This window comes from Flavobacterium sp., assembly GCF_040402955.1.
Classification (GTDB): domain Bacteria; phylum Bacteroidota; class Bacteroidia; order Flavobacteriales; family Flavobacteriaceae; genus Flavobacterium.
In genome coordinates, this window is record NZ_JBBALQ010000027.1 from 1 (window position 1) to 17380 (window position 17380).

19 protein-coding genes are annotated in these 17380 nt (G+C 30.5%); 6 read left to right on the forward strand and 13 right to left on the reverse strand.

The genetic code is table 11. The features are described 5' to 3' along the window. The 3 genes from dnaA to ABWP78_RS08900 form a co-directional block, all read left to right on the forward strand. Positions 1 to 1112: chromosomal replication initiator protein DnaA (gene dnaA, locus ABWP78_RS08890; RefSeq protein ID WP_353170653.1), on the forward strand; the 1112-nt coding region annotated here is incomplete at its 5' end. 1 nt (position 1113) lies between these two features. After that, positions 1114 to 1569, forward strand: coding sequence for a low molecular weight protein-tyrosine-phosphatase (locus ABWP78_RS08895; protein ID WP_353170655.1), 456 nt, complete (start codon positions 1114 to 1116; stop codon positions 1567 to 1569). Between the two features lie 31 nt (positions 1570 to 1600). Beyond that, positions 1601 to 2338 (forward strand): SAM-dependent methyltransferase, encoded by a 738-nt coding sequence (locus ABWP78_RS08900; RefSeq protein WP_353170657.1) that lies wholly within the window; start codon positions 1601 to 1603, stop codon positions 2336 to 2338. On the opposite strand, the gene ABWP78_RS08905 is transcribed toward ABWP78_RS08900, so the two are convergent. From ABWP78_RS08905 to ABWP78_RS08930, 6 genes are all read right to left on the reverse strand, one after another. Beyond that, positions 2335 to 2976 carry a peptidoglycan-binding protein LysM gene (locus ABWP78_RS08905; RefSeq protein ID WP_353170659.1) on the reverse strand — a complete coding sequence of 214 codons (642 nt, stop codon included), beginning with the start codon at positions 2974 to 2976 and terminating at the stop codon, positions 2335 to 2337. The genes ABWP78_RS08900 and ABWP78_RS08905 overlap by 4 nt on opposite strands. Before the next feature lie 315 nt (positions 2977 to 3291). Then, positions 3292 to 4167, reverse strand: coding sequence for a hypothetical protein (locus tag ABWP78_RS08910; protein WP_353170660.1), 876 nt, complete (start codon positions 4165 to 4167; stop codon positions 3292 to 3294). Continuing rightward, positions 4167 to 5600: an MBOAT family O-acyltransferase gene (locus ABWP78_RS08915; protein WP_353170661.1), complete on the reverse strand. Its 1434-nt coding sequence runs from the start codon at positions 5598 to 5600 to the stop codon at positions 4167 to 4169. The genes ABWP78_RS08910 and ABWP78_RS08915 overlap by 1 nt, the downstream gene beginning before the upstream one ends. Before the next feature lie 3 nt (positions 5601 to 5603). Continuing rightward, positions 5604 to 6992, reverse strand: a complete 1389-nt coding sequence (locus tag ABWP78_RS08920) for a UDP-glucose 6-dehydrogenase (RefSeq protein ID WP_353170663.1) — start codon at positions 6990 to 6992, stop codon at positions 5604 to 5606. Between the two features lie 47 nt (positions 6993 to 7039). Further along, positions 7040 to 7660 (reverse strand): recombination mediator RecR, encoded by a 621-nt coding sequence (gene recR / locus ABWP78_RS08925; protein WP_353170665.1) that lies wholly within the window; start codon positions 7658 to 7660, stop codon positions 7040 to 7042. 72 nt (positions 7661 to 7732) lie between these two features. Then, positions 7733 to 8224 carry a hypothetical protein gene (locus ABWP78_RS08930; RefSeq protein ID WP_353170666.1) on the reverse strand — a complete coding sequence of 164 codons (492 nt, stop codon included), beginning with the start codon at positions 8222 to 8224 and terminating at the stop codon, positions 7733 to 7735. A gap of 75 nt (positions 8225 to 8299) precedes the next feature. Here ABWP78_RS08930 and ABWP78_RS08935 point away from each other — a divergent pair, with 75 nt between their 5' ends. Further along, positions 8300 to 9805: a sodium:solute symporter gene (locus tag ABWP78_RS08935; protein ID WP_353170667.1), complete on the forward strand. Its 1506-nt coding sequence runs from the start codon at positions 8300 to 8302 to the stop codon at positions 9803 to 9805. On the opposite strand, the gene ABWP78_RS08940 is transcribed toward ABWP78_RS08935, so the two are convergent. Then, a complete protein-coding gene (locus ABWP78_RS08940; protein WP_353170669.1) occupies positions 9789 to 10145 on the reverse strand; it encodes a CoA-binding protein in 357 nt (118 codons plus the stop codon). The two genes, ABWP78_RS08935 and ABWP78_RS08940, sit on opposite strands and share 17 nt — an antisense overlap. Before the next feature lie 110 nt (positions 10146 to 10255). Here ABWP78_RS08940 and ABWP78_RS08945 point away from each other — a divergent pair, with 110 nt between their 5' ends. Further along, the gene (locus ABWP78_RS08945; protein WP_353170670.1) at positions 10256 to 10897 is read left to right on the forward strand and encodes a MarC family NAAT transporter; all 642 of its coding nucleotides are present in this window, start codon (positions 10256 to 10258) and stop codon (positions 10895 to 10897) included. Positions 10898 to 10981: 84 nt separating this feature from the next. Here ABWP78_RS08945 and ctlX read toward each other — a convergent pair whose 3' ends face one another. Beyond that, positions 10982 to 11920 carry a citrulline utilization hydrolase CtlX gene (gene ctlX / locus ABWP78_RS08950; protein ID WP_353170671.1) on the reverse strand — a complete coding sequence of 313 codons (939 nt, stop codon included), beginning with the start codon at positions 11918 to 11920 and terminating at the stop codon, positions 10982 to 10984. Positions 11921 to 11981: 61 nt separating this feature from the next. Further along, the gene (locus ABWP78_RS08955) at positions 11982 to 12896 is read right to left on the reverse strand and encodes a dimethylarginine dimethylaminohydrolase family protein (RefSeq protein WP_353170673.1); all 915 of its coding nucleotides are present in this window, start codon (positions 12894 to 12896) and stop codon (positions 11982 to 11984) included. Between the two features lie 170 nt (positions 12897 to 13066). Between ABWP78_RS08955 and ABWP78_RS08960 the strand changes: the two genes are divergently transcribed. Then, on the forward strand, positions 13067 to 13417 hold the full coding sequence (locus tag ABWP78_RS08960) for a hypothetical protein (RefSeq protein ID WP_353170674.1): 351 nt from the start codon (positions 13067 to 13069) through the stop codon (positions 13415 to 13417). A gap of 68 nt (positions 13418 to 13485) precedes the next feature. Here the strand turns inward: ABWP78_RS08960 and ABWP78_RS08965 are convergent, their stop codons facing one another. From ABWP78_RS08965 to ABWP78_RS08980, 4 genes are all read right to left on the reverse strand, one after another. Next, the gene (locus ABWP78_RS08965; protein WP_353170675.1) at positions 13486 to 14088 is read right to left on the reverse strand and encodes a SprT-like domain-containing protein; all 603 of its coding nucleotides are present in this window, start codon (positions 14086 to 14088) and stop codon (positions 13486 to 13488) included. Continuing rightward, a complete protein-coding gene (locus ABWP78_RS08970; protein ID WP_353170676.1) occupies positions 14089 to 14925 on the reverse strand; it encodes a BRO family protein in 837 nt (278 codons plus the stop codon). A gap of 36 nt (positions 14926 to 14961) precedes the next feature. Continuing rightward, positions 14962 to 15639, reverse strand: coding sequence for an SDR family NAD(P)-dependent oxidoreductase (locus ABWP78_RS08975; RefSeq protein ID WP_353170678.1), 678 nt, complete (start codon positions 15637 to 15639; stop codon positions 14962 to 14964). 81 nt (positions 15640 to 15720) lie between these two features. Continuing rightward, on the reverse strand, positions 15721 to 17322 hold the full coding sequence (locus ABWP78_RS08980; RefSeq protein ID WP_353170680.1) for a dihydrolipoyl dehydrogenase family protein: 1602 nt from the start codon (positions 17320 to 17322) through the stop codon (positions 15721 to 15723). Positions 17323 to 17380: the final 58 nt, after the last annotated feature.

Below are 17380 nucleotides of genomic sequence, written 5' to 3' on the forward strand. Positions count from 1 at the left end.
AAACTCAAGAAATTGATGTGCCTGTTGTGAATAAAAATCCGGAATTGAAAAATCCTTTTATTATTCCTGGTATCAGAAATGTAAAAATCGAATCTCAATTAAATGCTAATTATAGTTTTGACAATTTTTTAGAAGGAGATTCTAACCGATTATCAAGAAGTGCCGGTTTGGCTGTTGCCAACAAACCAGGTGGTACTTCATTTAACCCATTATTAATTTTTGGTGGTGTAGGATTAGGTAAAACACACTTAGCGCATGCAATAGGTGTTGAAATTAAAGATAAATTCCCAGAGAAAACAGTTTTATATATTTCGGCTGAAATTTTCACGCAACAATATATCGAATCTGTAAAGAAAAATACTAGAAATGATTTCATTCACTTCTATCAACTTATTGATGTATTAATTATTGATGATGTTCAGTTTTTATCTGGAAAAGCTGGAACACAAGATGTGTTCTTCCACATTTTCAATTATTTGCATCAGAATGGAAAACAAGTTATTTTAACTTCGGACAAAGCGCCTGTAGACATGCAAGATATTGAGCAACGCTTATTATCTCGTTTCAAATGGGGATTGTCTGCTGAATTACACCAACCCGATTATGAAACAAGAATTTCTATCTTAAGAAATATCTTGTACAGAGATGGTGTTGAAATGCCAGATGAAATTTTAGAATACGTAGCAAAACATATAAAATCAAACGTTAGAGAATTAGAAGGGGCTATTATTTCATTAATTGCACAGTCTTCATTTAACAAGCGTGAGATTAACTTAGAACTAGCTAAGCAAGTTGTAGAGAAGTTTGTGAAAAATATCAAACGTGAAATCTCTATTGATTATATTCAAAAAGTGGTTTCTGATTATTTCCAATTGGATACAGAAACATTAAAATCGAAAACCAGAAAACGTCACATTGTTCAAGCGCGTCAATTAGCTATGTATTTTTCTAAAAAATTCACAAAAGCATCATTGGCAAATATTGGTTCACAAATTGGCGATAGAGACCACGCTACGGTATTGCACGCTGTGAAAACAGTTGACAATTTAGTGGCTACCGACAAACAATTTAAAAAGTTTGTGGAAGACATTAATAAAAAACTGAGTATTTAAAATGTCCACCAAAGTTTTAATGGTTTGCCTGGGCAATATATGCCGCTCGCCATTAGCAGAAGGTGTTTTACAATCAAAACTTCCTATAAATAAATGTATTGTAGATAGTGCTGGAACAGCAAACTATCATGTTGGAACAGCACCAGACAAACGATCTATTGTAACTGCTAAGAAATTTGGTATTGACATTAGCCAACAAAAGTGTAGACAAATTACGAAATCTGATTTTGAAACTTTTGATTATATTTATGTAATGGATAACTCCAATTACAAAAACGTAATCGCTATAGCGCCTAATGAGGTATCCAAACAAAAAGTTAAATTAATTTTGAATGAAGTTGATTCAACTAGTGATTTAGAAGTTCCAGATCCCTATTATGGTGAATTGGAAGATTTTGAACATGTATTTCATTTGTTAGATGAAGCATGTACGATAATAGCTTCAAGAATTAAATAAATTAGTTTTATTCTTTACTAAAAAATACACGATGAATGCAACCTCAACATTTGGTAAATTATATTTAATACCTTGTACTTTATCAAATCCTGGTGAAGTTTCAGTAGATCCTAACGACGTTTTACCACAATCCATTAGAAGATGTATCGAACTTTTAGATTATTACATTGTAGAGAATGAAAAAACAGCCAGAAAATGCATTAAAGCAATTTACCCAGAAAAGCCTCAACCTAGTTTAAAATTATGGTCATTAAATAAACATACTGATATTTCTGAACATTACGAAATGATTCAGCCCTTATTAAACGGAATCGATATGGGTGTAATGAGCGAAGCTGGATGTCCAGGAATTGCTGATCCAGGCGCTGTAATTGTAAAATTAGCTCACGAAAAAGGAATTCAGGTAGTACCATTAGTTGGACCCAGCTCGATTTTATTAGCATTAATGGCAAGCGGAATGAATGGTCAAAATTTTGCTTTCACTGGTTATTTACCTATCGAAAAAAATGAAAAGAAAAGTGCCTTGAGAAATTTAGAGAAATGGTCTCAAGAAAAAAATCAGGCGCAACTTTTTATGGAAACACCGTATAGAAATAATAAATTTTTAGAAGATATATTAACCACGCTTCACCCGCAAACCAATTTATGTATTGCTTGTGATGTTACGTTACCAACTGAATTTATAAAAACAAAAACCGTAAACGACTGGAAAAAACAAAAGGTCGATTTACATAACCGACCTTGTATATTTATTATTCAAAAAAATTAGTTTGCTGTAACTTTTGCAAATCTATTAGAAATAACATTTGAAGTGTCATATCCATTAAATCTTTTAATGTAAGACCTTAAAGAAGTCCCAAATCCGTCTCTAAAACCATTTTTTCCATTACTTTTAAGGTATGCTTTTACTGAACTTGCACCCGCTAAATGTGCTGCTGCTAATAATCCCGATTCTGTAATTTTGATTCCATTAATTATTCTACCTGAATAATTTTTAATTTCTTTTCTTAACTCCCATTTATTTATGCATAATAAAGCATAAAAAGCGTTTTCTTGTAAGTTTGGGTTATTAAGGAAGTCTTTGAAGTTGTATACACCAATGTGTCGTAATGTGCTTCTTCCGAATTGGTATTTTCCCATGTAACCATAAGGATTAACCAGCGTGTAAATGCCTGCAGATTCTTTGACTCCTAGGGCTTGTGTGAAACCGATAAACGTATTTCCTGTATAAGGTATAGAAAAATTCAACTTTACCGATTCGTCTTTTGAAGGTACTCGATACTCGTAAACTTCCGAATCATCGATATGAAATCCTGTAACAGATTCCTCTTTAAATGCTCTAAAACCAGAACTAATTATGGCTATAAATGCAATGGCAACTCCAAAATAAATAATGTCTTTTCTCATGTAAATTTATTTCTCAAAAGGGTAAAAAATTCTATTTTTTACATTGTGTTTGATTGACATAAATCATACCACTCCAATTGAATTAACATTGCAAAGATACAACATTTTTTATTATTTTTCTGAAAATCAAGTAATTAACATTTCATTAAGATGTAATAAACCGTCAAATTATGATTTAACCATCTTGATTAATAGGGTTTTAAAGAAAACTAAAAAATCAGAATAAAAAACAATAAAATTGAAAAATTAAGCTGGTTTTAGATGTTTTTGAAGAAATAAAAAGAATAAAAAATGGCAAAAAACCGCAAAAATATACTATTTGAAAAATGTATTTAAAATGTGATTTGTATAGATAATAGCCCCCTCATTATTCAGATGTCCGCAAGATGCAAAATAGCGATCATCTGTAACCGTATTTTCAAAATTATTAATTTCTGGATATTGTTTTTTTACTTTATCAAAATAATCTAATCCTTTTGTATTTTTACACATGGGTGTCATCACTACAATTAAATTGATATTATTTTGCTTACAGAGTTTCTTAATTTCTTCGTAATATTTATTTCGTATCACTTTTAATGTTGAAATATTATTTTTCATACTTCCCTTTTTATCAAAAATTAAAGGGTAATATCCTTTATTATAAAGCGTATTTGTTGGTTTTTTTGCAAGTACTTCATATACTTCTCTAAAACCAATTTTTGCATCAAATTTTATATATCTGTAAAAAGGCACATAATATAGTTGTTTAAAATCTGATTCCTTTTTATAATGTTCTTTAATAATAGAATTTGTGTGAATGTAAGGCATAAAACGCGCCGTTATTCCTTCGTCTCTTTTTTCATTACAAATACTTAAATCCGCTTCCAGAATTAAATTCTTAATTTGAAATTTGTTGGCAATCATTACTTTTAACAACAAAGACGTTTCAAATAAATGAGAACCACTAATTCCATAATTAAAAGACTTTAATCCTTTTTTTTCGAACAAATCCGTAACAAAATGATTGTTGGCTCGAGAAGTTCCCATAATAACTAAATCATATTTTTTTCCGAATGAATGCATTACGTTTTCTACTTTGTTTCTTTCAGATGATTGAGAAATTATTGTAGTAAAAACAACATCTAATAACAACGAAGCTATAAAAAGTATAAATATAAAAAGGACTGTGAGTTTAAAAAAACGTTTCATTAAAACTGAAAATAAATAAATTCTTTATAATCTGAAAAAACGCCTAACGCTAAAATAGCTAAAATGCAAAACAATAATTTTATATTTTCATATTTTCCTGAAATAGGCTCTGTTTTGTATTTGTTAAACCATTCAAATAATACAAAAACACCAATTAACCATAACAATTCTGGAGCATAACGAGCATTATTTAAAAATTGACTATCAAAATTCAAATTGGTGAACATATTTTTAATGTACAAAACGGCATCTGAAATAGATTTTGCCCTAAAAAATATCCAAGCAAAAGTAGTTATTGAAAAAGTAATAAGTATTTGGAAAATCGTTTTAAATCCGTTGAAATTCCATTTAAAATGAATGTCTTCTAAGTTATTCCTGTTTTTATTTAGTAATAGTAATGGCAAAAAGTAGATAGCATTTAGAAATCCCCATGCAATGAATGTCCAATTGGCACCGTGCCAAAAACCACTTACTAAAAAGATAATAAACGTATTACGAACTTGCATCCATTTTCCACCTTTGCTTCCACCTAATGGAATGTATAAATAATCTCTAAACCATGAAGACAAGGATATGTGCCAACGTCGCCAAAACTCAGCTATATCTCTTGAAAAATAAGGGAAATTAAAGTTTTTCAATAAATCAATTCCAAATAACTTTGAGGTTCCTAACGCAATATCTGAATATCCTGAAAAATCGCCATAAATTTGAAAAGCAAAATAAATCGCACCTAATAATAGGGATAACGAATTCATTTGTTCTTGATGGTTAAATACTTCATTAGCATATAAGGCACAAGAATCTGCAATAACAACTTTTTTTACTAATCCCCAAATAATTTGATGAACGCCTTCTTTGGCTTTTTCGAAATTAAATTCTCGTTTTACTTTTACTTGTGGCAATAAGTGCGTGGCTCGTTCAATTGGCCCAGCAACTAATAAAGGGAAATAACTCACAAAAAGGGAATAGTCGATGAAATTTGTTTCGGCTTTTATGCGTTTATAATAAATATCAATTACGTAAGATAAGCCATGAAAGGTATAAAATGAAATTCCGACCGGTAAAATTACTTTAATCAACAAGGGATTTACTTGAAATCCGAAGCCATTTATTAATTCGGTGAATGAAGTGGCAAAAAAGTTATAATATTTAAAAACACCTAAAAACCCCAAGTTAATTATTACACTCAACCAAAACCAGATTTTACTTTCCTTAACCGATTTGCTCTTCTCTATTTGAATCCCTGAAAAATAATCTAAAAGTGTAGAAAAGACTAATAAAAATAGAAAACGCCAATCCCAACAAGCATAAAAATAATAACTAGCAATAATTAACAATGCATTTTGCCATGATTTATTTTTATTAAAAACAAACCAATATAAAATAAAAATTACTGGTAAAAATACAGCAAAATGAATGGAATTAAAAAACATAATTTATGAACCAATAGCTTGGTAAATGAATCCAATTTTTTCTAATGCTGCTTTATTTAACACGTTTCTTCCGTCAAAAACAAAAGCAGGTTTTAGCATATTGTCGTATATTTTTTGCCAATCGTAGGTTTTAAACTCATCCCATTCTGTTAAGATAGCGATAGCGTGAGCTTTATTACAAGCATCGTAGCCATTTTTTTCTACTGAGATGTATTTTTTATTTTCTTCAACTGAACGAGATTCTAAGTAATTTAAATCCGAAAGAATTTGATTTTCTTCAACTTTTGGATCGAAAACCGCAATATTTGCCCGTTCACTTATTAAATCATTTGCCACATAAATAGCAGCAGATTCTCTTGTATCGTTTGTGTCTTTCTTAAAAGCCCAACCTAAAAAAGCGATTTTTTTACCCGAAACAGTATTGTATAACGTATTAATAATATTTTTAGAAAAACGACGCTTTTGATGGTCATTCATAATGATTACTTGTTCCCAATAATCGGCAACTTCATTTAAACCGTATGATTTAGCTATATATACTAAGTTTAAAATATCTTTCTGAAAACAAGATCCGCCAAAACCTACTGATGATTTTAGAAATTTTGAACCAATTCTACTATCTAAACCAATTGCTTTTGCTACTTCATTTACGTCGGCACCTGTTTTCTCACACAATTCACTCATCGCATTAATTGAAGAAACGCGTTGCGCTAAAAAAGCATTTGCGGTTAGTTTTGATAATTCAGAAGACCATACATTTGTGGTTAAAATAAGCTCTTTGTTTACCCAATTTGCATACACCTCAACCAGTTTACGAATAGCATCTTGACCTTCAACTGTAGTGTCTCCTCCAATTAACACTCTATCTGGAGCAAACAAATCTTCAATTGCTGTACCTTCAGCTAAAAATTCAGGATTCGATAAAATTTGAAAATTTACACCATTTCCTGTATTGTCTAAAATATCTTTTATGGCTTGGGCCGTTCGAACTGGTAAAGTTGATTTTTCAACTACTATTTTATCTGTTTTAGCTACGCGAGCAATTTGTCTGGCACATAACTCGATATATTTTAAATCTGCAGCCATACCTTTACCTACACCATACGTTTTTGTAGGTGTATTAACTGAAATAAAAATCAAATCCGCTTCATCAATGGCTTGATCTACTTCTGTTGAAAAGAATAAATTTCTTCCTCTCGCTTCTTTTACTACAACATCTAATCCAGGCTCATAAATGGGTAACAAATTTACGTCTTCATTATTCCAAGCGTTAATTCTGTCTTGATTTAAATCAACTACAGTTACCTTAATATGTGGACATTTTTGAGCAATAACCGCCATAGTTGGACCTCCAACATAACCTGCACCAATACAACAAATATTTTTAATCATCTTATTAACGTTCTTTATTTTTTAAATTTTATTTAATGTATTAAAATCTACATTGATTTCATAGAAGATTCAAAAGGAATTCTTTGCAATAAACTTCTTCCTAATGTAACTTCATCTGCGTATTCTAATTCGTCACCAACTGAAATACCTCTTGCAATTGTTGATACTTTTATTGAAAATGGTTTAATTTGCTTAAAGATATAAAAATTTGTAGTATCGCCTTCCATAGTGGAACTTAAGGCAAAAATAATTTCTGTAACTTTTTGTTCCTTCACTTTTTCTACTAATGAAATAATATTTAATTGACTAGGTGAAACACCTTCGATAGGTGAAATTTTACCACCTAAAACGTGATAAATTCCTTTATACATTCTAGTATTTTCAATAGCCATTACGTCTCTTACATCTTCAACCACACAAATTATTGAATGGTCTCTTGATGGATTATTGCAAATTTCACAAACAGCAAAATCAGAAATATTGTGACAATTTTGACAATAAATAATATCGTTTCGCATTTTAGTTACTGCATCTGTCAATTCTTGTGTTTGAGTTGCAGGTTGTTTCAATAGATGCAACACCAATCGCATAGCCGTTCGTTTACCAATTCCAGGCAACATTGCTACTTCATTTACTGCATTTTCCAATAATTTTGACGAGAATTCCATTTTGCAAATATATTAAAAAGAAAAAACCTATTTACATAAATATAAATAGGTTTTTTACGATTTTATTTTGTGCTAATTTAAAATTTGTGCAGAAATAATAGCTTTTTTTGCTTCTTTACCAAAGATATCTTTGTGAGCAGGCTGAAACATAGATGTAACTACAACACAATGGTTTTCATCTAATTCTTTTAATAAAACTTCTAAGAAAAATTCTTTTGTTTTTTCCGCAATAATATTTCCTGAATAGAAAAAGTACTTTTGACCTGAATTTTCAAATTCACCATTTTGTAAATTCTTAACACCATCTGCCCCGTCTTTTTTCATTTCTTCCATTAAAACACTGTATTTTTTTGGAACAATCATCCCAACCAAAGCGGCCTTAGGATCTTCAGAAAAATAAGCATTTCCTTCACTTTTTGAATATAAGGATTTATTAAAATCCATAAAAATAACAACCGCAGGTGCCAATTTTTCTTTACTTTCTAATTTTTGAGCAAATGCAGTACTACAAACCATAAAAAAAGTTAAAAAGCTTAAGAACTTTCTTGTAAATAAATTTTTCATCTTAATTAATTTTTTCAAATTTAAACAAATATGCCGCGAATATACATTATTCTGTTATTTTTGTAAAAAAAACTTATGCAACCAATTACAATTTTACTATTTTTTGTTTCATATTTCATTGTTTTGTTTGGAATTTCTTATTTCATGAACAAAAAATCAGGGAGCAGTAACGATACTTTTTTTAAAGCAAATAGCAAATCACCCTGGTATTTAGTAGCTTTTGGAATGATTGGAACAGCACTTTCAGGTGTTACTTTTATTTCAGTTCCTGGTGCTGTAGAAGCGAATCAGTTTGCTTATTTTCAATTTATTTTAGGAAATGCTATTGGATTTATTATTGTAGCCACCGTATTATTACCTTTATATTATAAACTAAATTTAACTTCAATTTATACGTATATTGAACAACGATTGGGTTATTTTAGTTACAAAACCGCTTCTTTTATATTTTTATTAAGCAGAACAATTGGTTCTGCCTTTAGATTGTATTTAGTGGTTTTAGTGTTACAAAATTTTGTTTTTAACACTTATGGTATTCCATTTTGGGCGACTGTTTTGATAAGTTTAGGACTAATTTTTGCGTATACTTATAAAGGAGGATTAAAAACGATAATAATTACAGATACATTACAAACTGTATTTTTAGTAAGTTCGGTGTTTTTTACTATTTATTTTGTTTGTGACAGTTTAGATTTTGGATTTAGCGAAGCCATTTCAAAAATTAATGATTCAAAATATTCTAAAATTTTCTTTTTTGAAGATTTTATAGGTTCAGGACAACATTTTGTAAAACAAATTTTAGGTGGAATTTTTGTGACCATCGCAATGGTTGGATTAGATCAAGATTTAATGCAGAAAAATCTAAGCTGCAAGAACATCAAAGAAGCGCAAAAAAATATGTTTACGTTTACTGGAATATTTGTAATCATCAATTTGTTTTTCTTGAGTGTTGGGGCTTTATTGTATTTATTTGCAGCTAAAAACAATATTCCAGTTCCAACTTTAAATGGCGCTGTTAGAACCGATTTATTATTTCCTGAAATAGCATTCAATCATTTTGCTTTAATACCAGCAGTTGTGTTTTTATTAGGATTAACCGCTGCTACATTTGCAACAACAGATTCTGCTTTAACCGCATTAACTACTTCATTTTGTATTGATTTTTTAGGAATGGAGAAAAAAGAAGAAACAAAAAACACAGTAAAAACTAGACATTTGGTACATATTGGATTTTCGTTAGCCATATTTTTTGTGATTTTAATTTTTAATTCGTTAACCAATCAATCTGTAGTTAAGTTAATATTTAAAGTTGCGTCGTACACATACGGACCGCTTTTAGGATTGTTTGCTTTTGGAATTTTAGTCAAAAATCGTTCCGTAAAAGATAAATTGGTGCCATTTATTTGTTTGTTATCGCCAGCAATAACTTTTTTAATTAGTATGAATTCTGGAATTGATGCGGAAGCCCCTAAATTAATTCCATATGCATTTGCAGAAGAATTAATTATAGTTAACGGATTAATTACTTTTATTGGACTTTACTTAATAAGTAAAAAAGGTGAAATTAATACTGATTTGTAGCTAATAAAACCAACGTGCAAGCCACATCGAATTCAATATTATTTTGTTTTAATATTTCATAAAATGCTGGATTTTCAGTTCCAGGATTAAATATCACACGTCTTGGTTTTAATGAAATAATATAATCGTAATATTCTTCTTGATTTTTTGGATTTAAATATAATGTAACGGTATCAATTCCAGTAAATGGAAATTTAGTTGTCTCAATTTTAACATCTAAAGCCATACCTTCTTTAGTTCCGATAGCTACTACTTGATGCGTTTTATTAATTAAACTTTGTATCGCTTTATAAGCATATCTTTCTTTATTTGTGGTAGCACCTAAAACTAATGTTTTCATTTTATTGAGATTTTATTCATACTAAATTACAAAATGTTTTTTAATTTACATTTAAATAATTGTATTATAAATTCTATCTTTGAATAACAAGATATATTTGCAAAAAAACTATGGAGATTTTTATTTATTTATTTGCCGCCTTATTTTCTGTTTTAAATCCGATTGGAACCGTGCCTATTTTTGTAGGATTAACTCAAGGATATTCTTCATCTGAACGATCTAAAACTTCTTTAATTACTTCAATTAATGTATTTGTGATTTTACTTATATCGTTTTTTGTGGGCCAATATGTTTTATCTTTTTTCGGAATTACCATTACGGCATTACGAATTGCAGGTGGAATTATTATAGCCAGTTCGGGATTTTCATTATTAAATGGAAACTTTAGCAAGAACAAAGGAATTAATAAAAAGGTACAAAAAGAAGTAGAAACTCGCCAAAATATTGCGCTTACGCCTTTAGCAATGCCTATGCTTGCTGGCCCTGGATCTATTTCATTATTAATAGCATATTATCAAGAATTAACAGAATCTGACGCTTCTATAACCACTTCGGAAATATTATTTTCTTGTTTTGCCATTTTAGCTGTAGCCATTTTAATTTATTTAATATTACGAAGTGCGCATTATTTAGCAAAAATATTAGGATCATCAGGAATTGTAGCCATATCCAGAATTATTGGTTTTTTAACCATTGCTATCGGAATTCAATATATTATTAGTGCTGTCTTAAGTATTATTAGAGGGATTTAAATTTAGAAAATTCCAAAAAAAAAATTCCAAATTCCAACTGAATAGTGCTGAAATTTGGAATTTAATCATTTATATAATTTTCATTTATTCGATTTTCGGTAAGAAAACCTCAGCCATCATACAGCGAGCGCTACCACCGCCACACGCCTCAATTAAATCTAAACTGGCGTGTAAAATCTCACAATGTTTTTCGATTTTATCAATCTGTGCTTTCGTTAGACTTTGATAAGCGGAATTGCTCATTACTAAATAACGTTTATCTGCTGCACCACGAACTTGTAACATATTTCCTGCAAAATTATTTACTTGTTGTTCTGTGATTAAAATAATTTCTTTACCGTCCGCTTTAAGGTTTTCTAAAACCATTTTACGTTCTTTTTTATCATCTATACAATCGGCACAAATAACGGCAAATGTTTCTGCAATACACATCATTACATTGGTATGATATATCGCTTTTCTTTCGCCATTTGCGGTTTGGAAGGCTTCAAAAATAATTGGAGACATATCAAAATCTTCGCAAAATTCGATAAATAATTCTTCGTCAGCTCTTGGCGAAAGGGCGCAATACGCTTTATTAAATTCTCTGTCTAAAATTAAACTTCCGGTTCCTTCTAAATATATATTATCTTCTTCTGCAGAAGTATAATCCATAATTTCAGTTATCTCAAAGCCTTTATCTTCCAAAACATCTAATACATCTTCTCTTCGTTCTAATCTTCTGTTTTCGGCAAACATAGGATACAAAACAACATCACCTGTTTCGTGAAAGGAAATCCAGTTGTTTGGAAAAATACTATCTGGTGTGTCAGGTTCTTTTTTGTCTTGAATTACAATTACTTGTACGCCTACACTTTTTAATTTTTCAACGTAGGCATCAAATTCCTGCACTGCTTTAAAATTTACCGTTTCTGGGGTTAAATCATCTAAAACTTTTTGATAATAATTATTAACAGCCGTTTGTTCGTTCATACGAAACGCCACGGGACGAATCATTAATATGGTGTTGGTAGTTTGTTTCATTTTATTTTGTTTAAAGTTTCAGGTTTCAGGTTTTATTACGTGAAACTTGAAACAAATTATTTTAATCTCTAATTAATGGTAAAGTAGAACATCTTAGTAGTCCTTCTTGTTTTGAAATTTCAGCATAAGGAATTTCTTCTACTGTAAAATCGTTTTGGCGTAACCAAGCATTTAATCTTGTGAAATTTTTCTCAGATACAATTACATCTGGAGCTATTGAAAAAATATTTGAGTTCATATGATACATTTCTTCTCTTTCGATATGAAACAAATTATCTTTACCAAACAAATTTACAAGAAACATGTAATCCGCTTCTTCTCGAAAACCGCTTTTGTAAATTATTCCTTTATTTGTGCCGATTGGTTGAAAACAACAATCTAAATGTAACGCATTATCTCTTGGTTCAATTTTTGATTTTACCAAATCGAAAGCCTTTACTATTTTATTTGGAAACAAATTTTGAATGAATGCTACCCCTTCCATATTTGTTCTCGCTGTAATATAATTTTTATAATCCGAACCTTTATAAGTTCCAATAAAAATGTAGTCATTCCAAGGCATTACATCGCCACCTTCGATATGAACATTTTCTGGTGGACGAACCACTTTATTTGGATCTATTTTATCAATTATGTAATGAATTGCTTCTAATTCTCTTTCTCTATCTGGTAAAATATTAGCTTTAATAAAAATATCATCAATTACAAAACCGATATCTCTTGTAAAAATTTGGTTATAATTTTCAATAATTTCAGGACGATATACTTTTACATCATATTTTTGAAAAACGGCATTAAACGCTTCCATTTCTGCAACCATATCTGCTTCAATTGGATAGGTTCCAGCAATAATATGTTCTAATGATTTTGGGTCATAAGCTTCTTCAATTGTAGGTGTTGGACCATTGCTAATAGCCGTTCCAAGTACTACTGCTCTTAATCTTGAGGTTTCGTTAATTACATTTAATGATAACATAAAACTGTTTTTTACAAATATAGAAAATTGATTGCGATTGAGAAAGCTAGAGATTGATTTAATCAAAATTTAAAACTATAAAATATAACTATTTTTAAATTTGTTAAAATTTTATTTTGTGTATTGATTTCCAATTACTTATCTTTGAGCAAACTTAAAACTAAATTATTATGGGATTATTAAATTTTTTTAGCTCATTATTTGGAAAAGCTAAACAAACTGCAGAAAATACAACTGAAAAAATTTCCGAACTTGCCGAGCCAATAATGGAAAAAGCAACTGAAATTATTGAAGATGTAAAAGAAAGCATAGAAATAATGGCAGAAAAACCAAAAGTTATAAAAGCTCCTGCGAAAAAAGCTCCTGTAAAAAAAGTGGTTGTTAAAGATAAAGTTGAAAAAACAACGGAGAAAACCACAAAAAAAGTAGCATCAAAGAAAGCTCCTGTTAAAAAAGCTCCTGCAAAAAAAACAACAACTAAAGAAACTTCTCCTAAAAAAACGACTACAAAAAAAGAGTAACCTTTAATATACATATAAAAAAGCTTCAGAAAATTCTGAAGCTTTTTTGTATAAATTTAATAATATCATTAATTAGAAATGACTTCAACTTCTGCATTAGGTTGAAATAAGAATAATCTTCCTGAACTTATTTCTAAACATTCATATCGCTTAACACGTAAAGCAATTTTTTTAAAAACTTTTCCATTTTTGATTCGAAAAGTACTACCGTATGGAATTTCAAACATATAATTGTGCTCCGTATTTCTATCATCAAACTGCTTTAAAGCTAAAGACAAAGTGGCATCCGTATCTGAACTTGCTTTAGGATTTCTAAAATGTCTTGCCATCAACGGTAAAATTTGATGAGGAAAAATTTCAGGACGAATAAACGGAATCATTAAATGCTGAAACGTTATTTTCCATTCCGTTCCATGAGGTAAAATGTTTCTTCCATATTTTTCAAAAGCAACCAAATGCGCAATTTCATGAATCAACGTCATTAAAAATCGGTATTTATTCAAATTGGCATTGACCGTTATTTGATGAAAACCGTCAGGATGTCTCCGATAGTCACCATGACGTGTATTTCGTTCATTTACAATTTTTAAATGTACATGATTCGCTTTTATCAATTCGAAAACGGTTGCTACGGCGTGTTCTGGCAAATATTTTTGTAAAACATTTAACATTTAATTGGTATCGTTACTTTTACTATTTAATAGTGCTTTTGCATTAGTGGCTGTAATTACATTTTTTCCTGTTTTTGCTTCTAATTCTATCCTTGCCACTTTTGCTACATTTCCACCTTGTGCGGCTACGATTTTGTTTTCTTCAAAAGTTTCAGGATTTACAGCCTTTGAAATATCTTTTACTGAAGCTTCTGCTAACATGTTTAAAATTAACTCCGTATTCGTCATGTTGTCTCTAAGATTTTCTTTCTTTAGACCTTTTAATATTTTATATTCTTTGGTAGTTTTATTTGACCAAGATTTAGAAATAATATCTGTTAAAATCGCAAATTGTTGCCCTACTTTTACACCTTTATTTTTCCATTCATCTGTTAACTCTTTTCGAATTTCAATGCTTTTTAAGCGTTGATTTATCCAATTCTCAGAATATCCCAATTGTAAATATTGCTCCAAAGCTCTATCGATTGAAAGTTCTGGATCTTGAATTTCATCTAATCTTTCAGCAGCAATTTGAGCCAACCAAAGTTTAATAGGTTCAGCTTTTGGTGATGGAACAGATTGAATTATTCTAAAAAGTTGTTCTGTATCTGCTATATCAGTTTTATAAAATTTACCGTCTGATGATTGCATTTTCAGTTGTCCGATATTTTCGGACAACTGACTTCCTTCTTTTTCTAATTTCTTTTTTAAATCGCTCCAATATTTTCTTGGACGCTCACTTTCCGTTAAAACTTCTATTACATCAATAATAGAAATAAACCATTTTTCTTGTTCGGAATCCCAAACGGTTCTTACTTTTTTGTCTTCAAATAATTGAATGGCGTTTAATTTAGTCATAGGTGTATAGTTTAATTTGAAATAAAGTTACTACTTTTAAGGTGTTGAAGCACTTACCTGAAGTACTTTTCCATTATAAAATTTATTCCCAGTTAAAGCGAAATTATATATATAACCAGCCATTTCTTTAGCAGAAAGTGGTGCTTCATATCCTGGAAAAGCTTCTTGTAACATTTCTGTATTGACAGCGCCCAAGGCTAAAACATTAAAAGAAATGCCGCTTTCTTTGTATTCCTCAGCTAATAATTCCGATAATGTAATTACCGCCCCTTTGCTTGAGCTATAAGCGGAAAGTCCTGCAAATTTAATACTTCCTTGTATGCCTCCCATTGAACTTAAAGTAACCACGTGGCTTCCTTTTCCCATAAATGGAATACAAATTTTAGTTAGTTCAGCAACAGCAAAAACATTTACTTTATATATATTTTGAAATTCTTGTGAAGTAATTTCTGTAAAATTTTTATGAAGTAAACTCCCTGCATTATGAATTAGCACGTCCACTTTTTTCCAAGTTTTCGAAACAAATTTGTGTACTTGTTGCAACTGATTTTCATCTGAAATATCAATTGATAAACACGTAATATTTTCGTGTTCCATTAAAACTTGAGGTGTTTTACGAGAAATAGCTAAAACTTGATGACCCGAATTGGCAAACTGCAAAGCCATTTCATAGCCAATTCCGCGAGAAGTTCCTGTGATAATTATATTTTTCAAAATAGTATTTGTTTTATGTAAATATAAAAAAAAATCCTGAAAAAAATTTTTCAGGATTTCATTATTGTAAAAATATTTTTTTTATGCTAACATCGTAACTGGATTTTCCATAAACGCTTTAAATGTTTGTAAAAACTTAGCGCCTGTAGCTCCGTCAACTGTTCTGTGGTCGCAAGCTAAAGTTACTGTCATGGTATTACCCACTACAATTTGACCATTTTTAACTACTGGTTTTTCAATAATAGCTCCAACGGATAAAATAGCTGAGTTGGGTTGATTGATAATAGAAGTAAACGATTGAATTCCAAACATTCCTAAGTTAGAAATGGTAAAGGTACTTCCCTCCATTTCGGCTGGTTGAATTTTCTTTGATTTTGCTTTTCCTGCTAAATCTTTTACAGTCACGCCAATTTGAGTTAAACTCATTTGATCAGTAAATTTCAACACTGGAACCATCAAACCATCTTCAACAGCTACAGCCACACCAATATTTACGTGATGATTAATAACCATTGCATCTTCTCTCCATTGAGAATTTACTTGTGGATGTTTTTTCAATGCCATAGCTGAAGCCTTGATAACCATATCGTTAAATGATACTTTAGTTTCTGGCAAGCTATTAATCATATTTCTTGAAGCAATTGCATTATCCATATCTAACTCAATTGTTAAATAATAATGTGGTGCTGTAAATTTAGATTCTGATAAACGTCTCGCGATAGTTTTACGCATTTGCGAGTTTTTAATTTCTTCTTGAAACATTTCTCCTGCTGGAACAAAAGGTTTCACAGCTGAAACTGCATTATTTGCATCTGCAACAGCTTGAATCGAGGTACTAGCAGCTGATGGAGTAAAGTTTTCTACATCTGATTTTGTAATTCTTCCATTTTCACCGGAACCTTTAACTTGAGATAAATTTAAACCTTTATCTGAAGCGATTTTTTTAGCTAAAGGCGATGCAAATATTCTATCATTAGAATTAGGTGTTACGTGTTGTGTATTTGGTGTTGGGTTTGAATCTTGCTTAACCACTTCCTCTTTTTGAGTTGCAACAGTTGCACCCACTGAATAGTTAGCAACTATTCCTGTAACATCTGTACCAGCTGGTCCTAAGATTGCTAAAATTGTATCTACTGGAGCTGTACCGCCTTCTTCAACACCTATATATAATAAGGTACCTGAATTAAAAGATTCAAATTCCATAGTAGCTTTATCGGTTTCAATTTCAGCTAAGATATCACCTTCTTTGATGGTATCGCCTACTTTTTTCAACCAAGTGGCTACAGTACCTGTTGTCATTGTATCAGACAAACGAGGCATGGTTACTACTTTTACACCTGCAGGAAGCTCTGATTTTGTTGGAGTTGCTATAGAAGCTTCAGATTTTACTTCTTCGACTATGTTAGCTGTGGCGTTTCCATTTAATAATCCAGAAATATCTTCACCTTGTTTTCCAACAATGGCTAATAATGAATCTATAGGAGCAGATTCTCCTTCTTGAATACCTATATGTAATAAAACACCGTCATAGAATGATTCAAATTCCATTGTGGCCTTATCGGTTTCAATTTCGGCTAAAATTTCACCTGTTTTTATTGTGTCTCCCACTTTTTTCAACCAAGTGGCTACCACGCCTTCAGTCATGGTATCACTTAAACGGGGCATTGTAATTATTGTTGCCATAATTTATAGTCTGTGAGGAATAAATGGATAATTTTCTTGTTCGTAAACAACATCATAT

Bases quoted from the DNA above. Each gene is read 5' to 3' on its own strand.
- ABWP78_RS08930 (WP_353170666.1), bottom strand. From the start codon at position 8,224: ATGAAAAATTTATTTACAAGAAAGTTCTTAAGCTTTTTAACTTTTTTT.
- ABWP78_RS08970 (WP_353170676.1), bottom strand. From the start codon at position 14,925: ATGACTAAATTAAACGCCATTCAATTATTTGAAGACAAAAAAGTAAGA.
- ABWP78_RS08965 (WP_353170675.1), bottom strand. From the start codon at position 14,088: ATGTTAAATGTTTTACAAAAATATTTGCCAGAACACGCCGTAGCAACC.
- ABWP78_RS08960 (WP_353170674.1), top strand. From the start codon at position 13,067: ATGGGATTATTAAATTTTTTTAGCTCATTATTTGGAAAAGCTAAACAA.
- ctlX (WP_353170671.1), bottom strand. From the start codon at position 11,920: ATGAAACAAACTACCAACACCATATTAATGATTCGTCCCGTGGCGTTT.
- ABWP78_RS08905 (WP_353170659.1), bottom strand. From the start codon at position 2,976: ATGAGAAAAGACATTATTTATTTTGGAGTTGCCATTGCATTTATAGCC.
- ABWP78_RS08935 (WP_353170667.1), top strand. From the start codon at position 8,300: ATGCAACCAATTACAATTTTACTATTTTTTGTTTCATATTTCATTGTT.
- ABWP78_RS08895 (WP_353170655.1), top strand. From the start codon at position 1,114: ATGTCCACCAAAGTTTTAATGGTTTGCCTGGGCAATATATGCCGCTCG.
- recR (WP_353170665.1), bottom strand. From the start codon at position 7,660: ATGGAATTCTCGTCAAAATTATTGGAAAATGCAGTAAATGAAGTAGCA.
- ABWP78_RS08940 (WP_353170669.1), bottom strand. From the start codon at position 10,145: ATGAAAACATTAGTTTTAGGTGCTACCACAAATAAAGAAAGATATGCT.
- ABWP78_RS08980 (WP_353170680.1), bottom strand. From the start codon at position 17,322: ATGGCAACAATAATTACAATGCCCCGTTTAAGTGATACCATGACTGAA.
- ABWP78_RS08900 (WP_353170657.1), top strand. From the start codon at position 1,601: ATGAATGCAACCTCAACATTTGGTAAATTATATTTAATACCTTGTACT.
- ABWP78_RS08955 (WP_353170673.1), bottom strand. From the start codon at position 12,896: ATGTTATCATTAAATGTAATTAACGAAACCTCAAGATTAAGAGCAGTA.
- ABWP78_RS08910 (WP_353170660.1), bottom strand. From the start codon at position 4,167: ATGAAACGTTTTTTTAAACTCACAGTCCTTTTTATATTTATACTTTTT.
- ABWP78_RS08915 (WP_353170661.1), bottom strand. From the start codon at position 5,600: ATGTTTTTTAATTCCATTCATTTTGCTGTATTTTTACCAGTAATTTTT.
- ABWP78_RS08920 (WP_353170663.1), bottom strand. From the start codon at position 6,992: ATGATTAAAAATATTTGTTGTATTGGTGCAGGTTATGTTGGAGGTCCA.
- ABWP78_RS08945 (WP_353170670.1), top strand. From the start codon at position 10,256: ATGGAGATTTTTATTTATTTATTTGCCGCCTTATTTTCTGTTTTAAAT.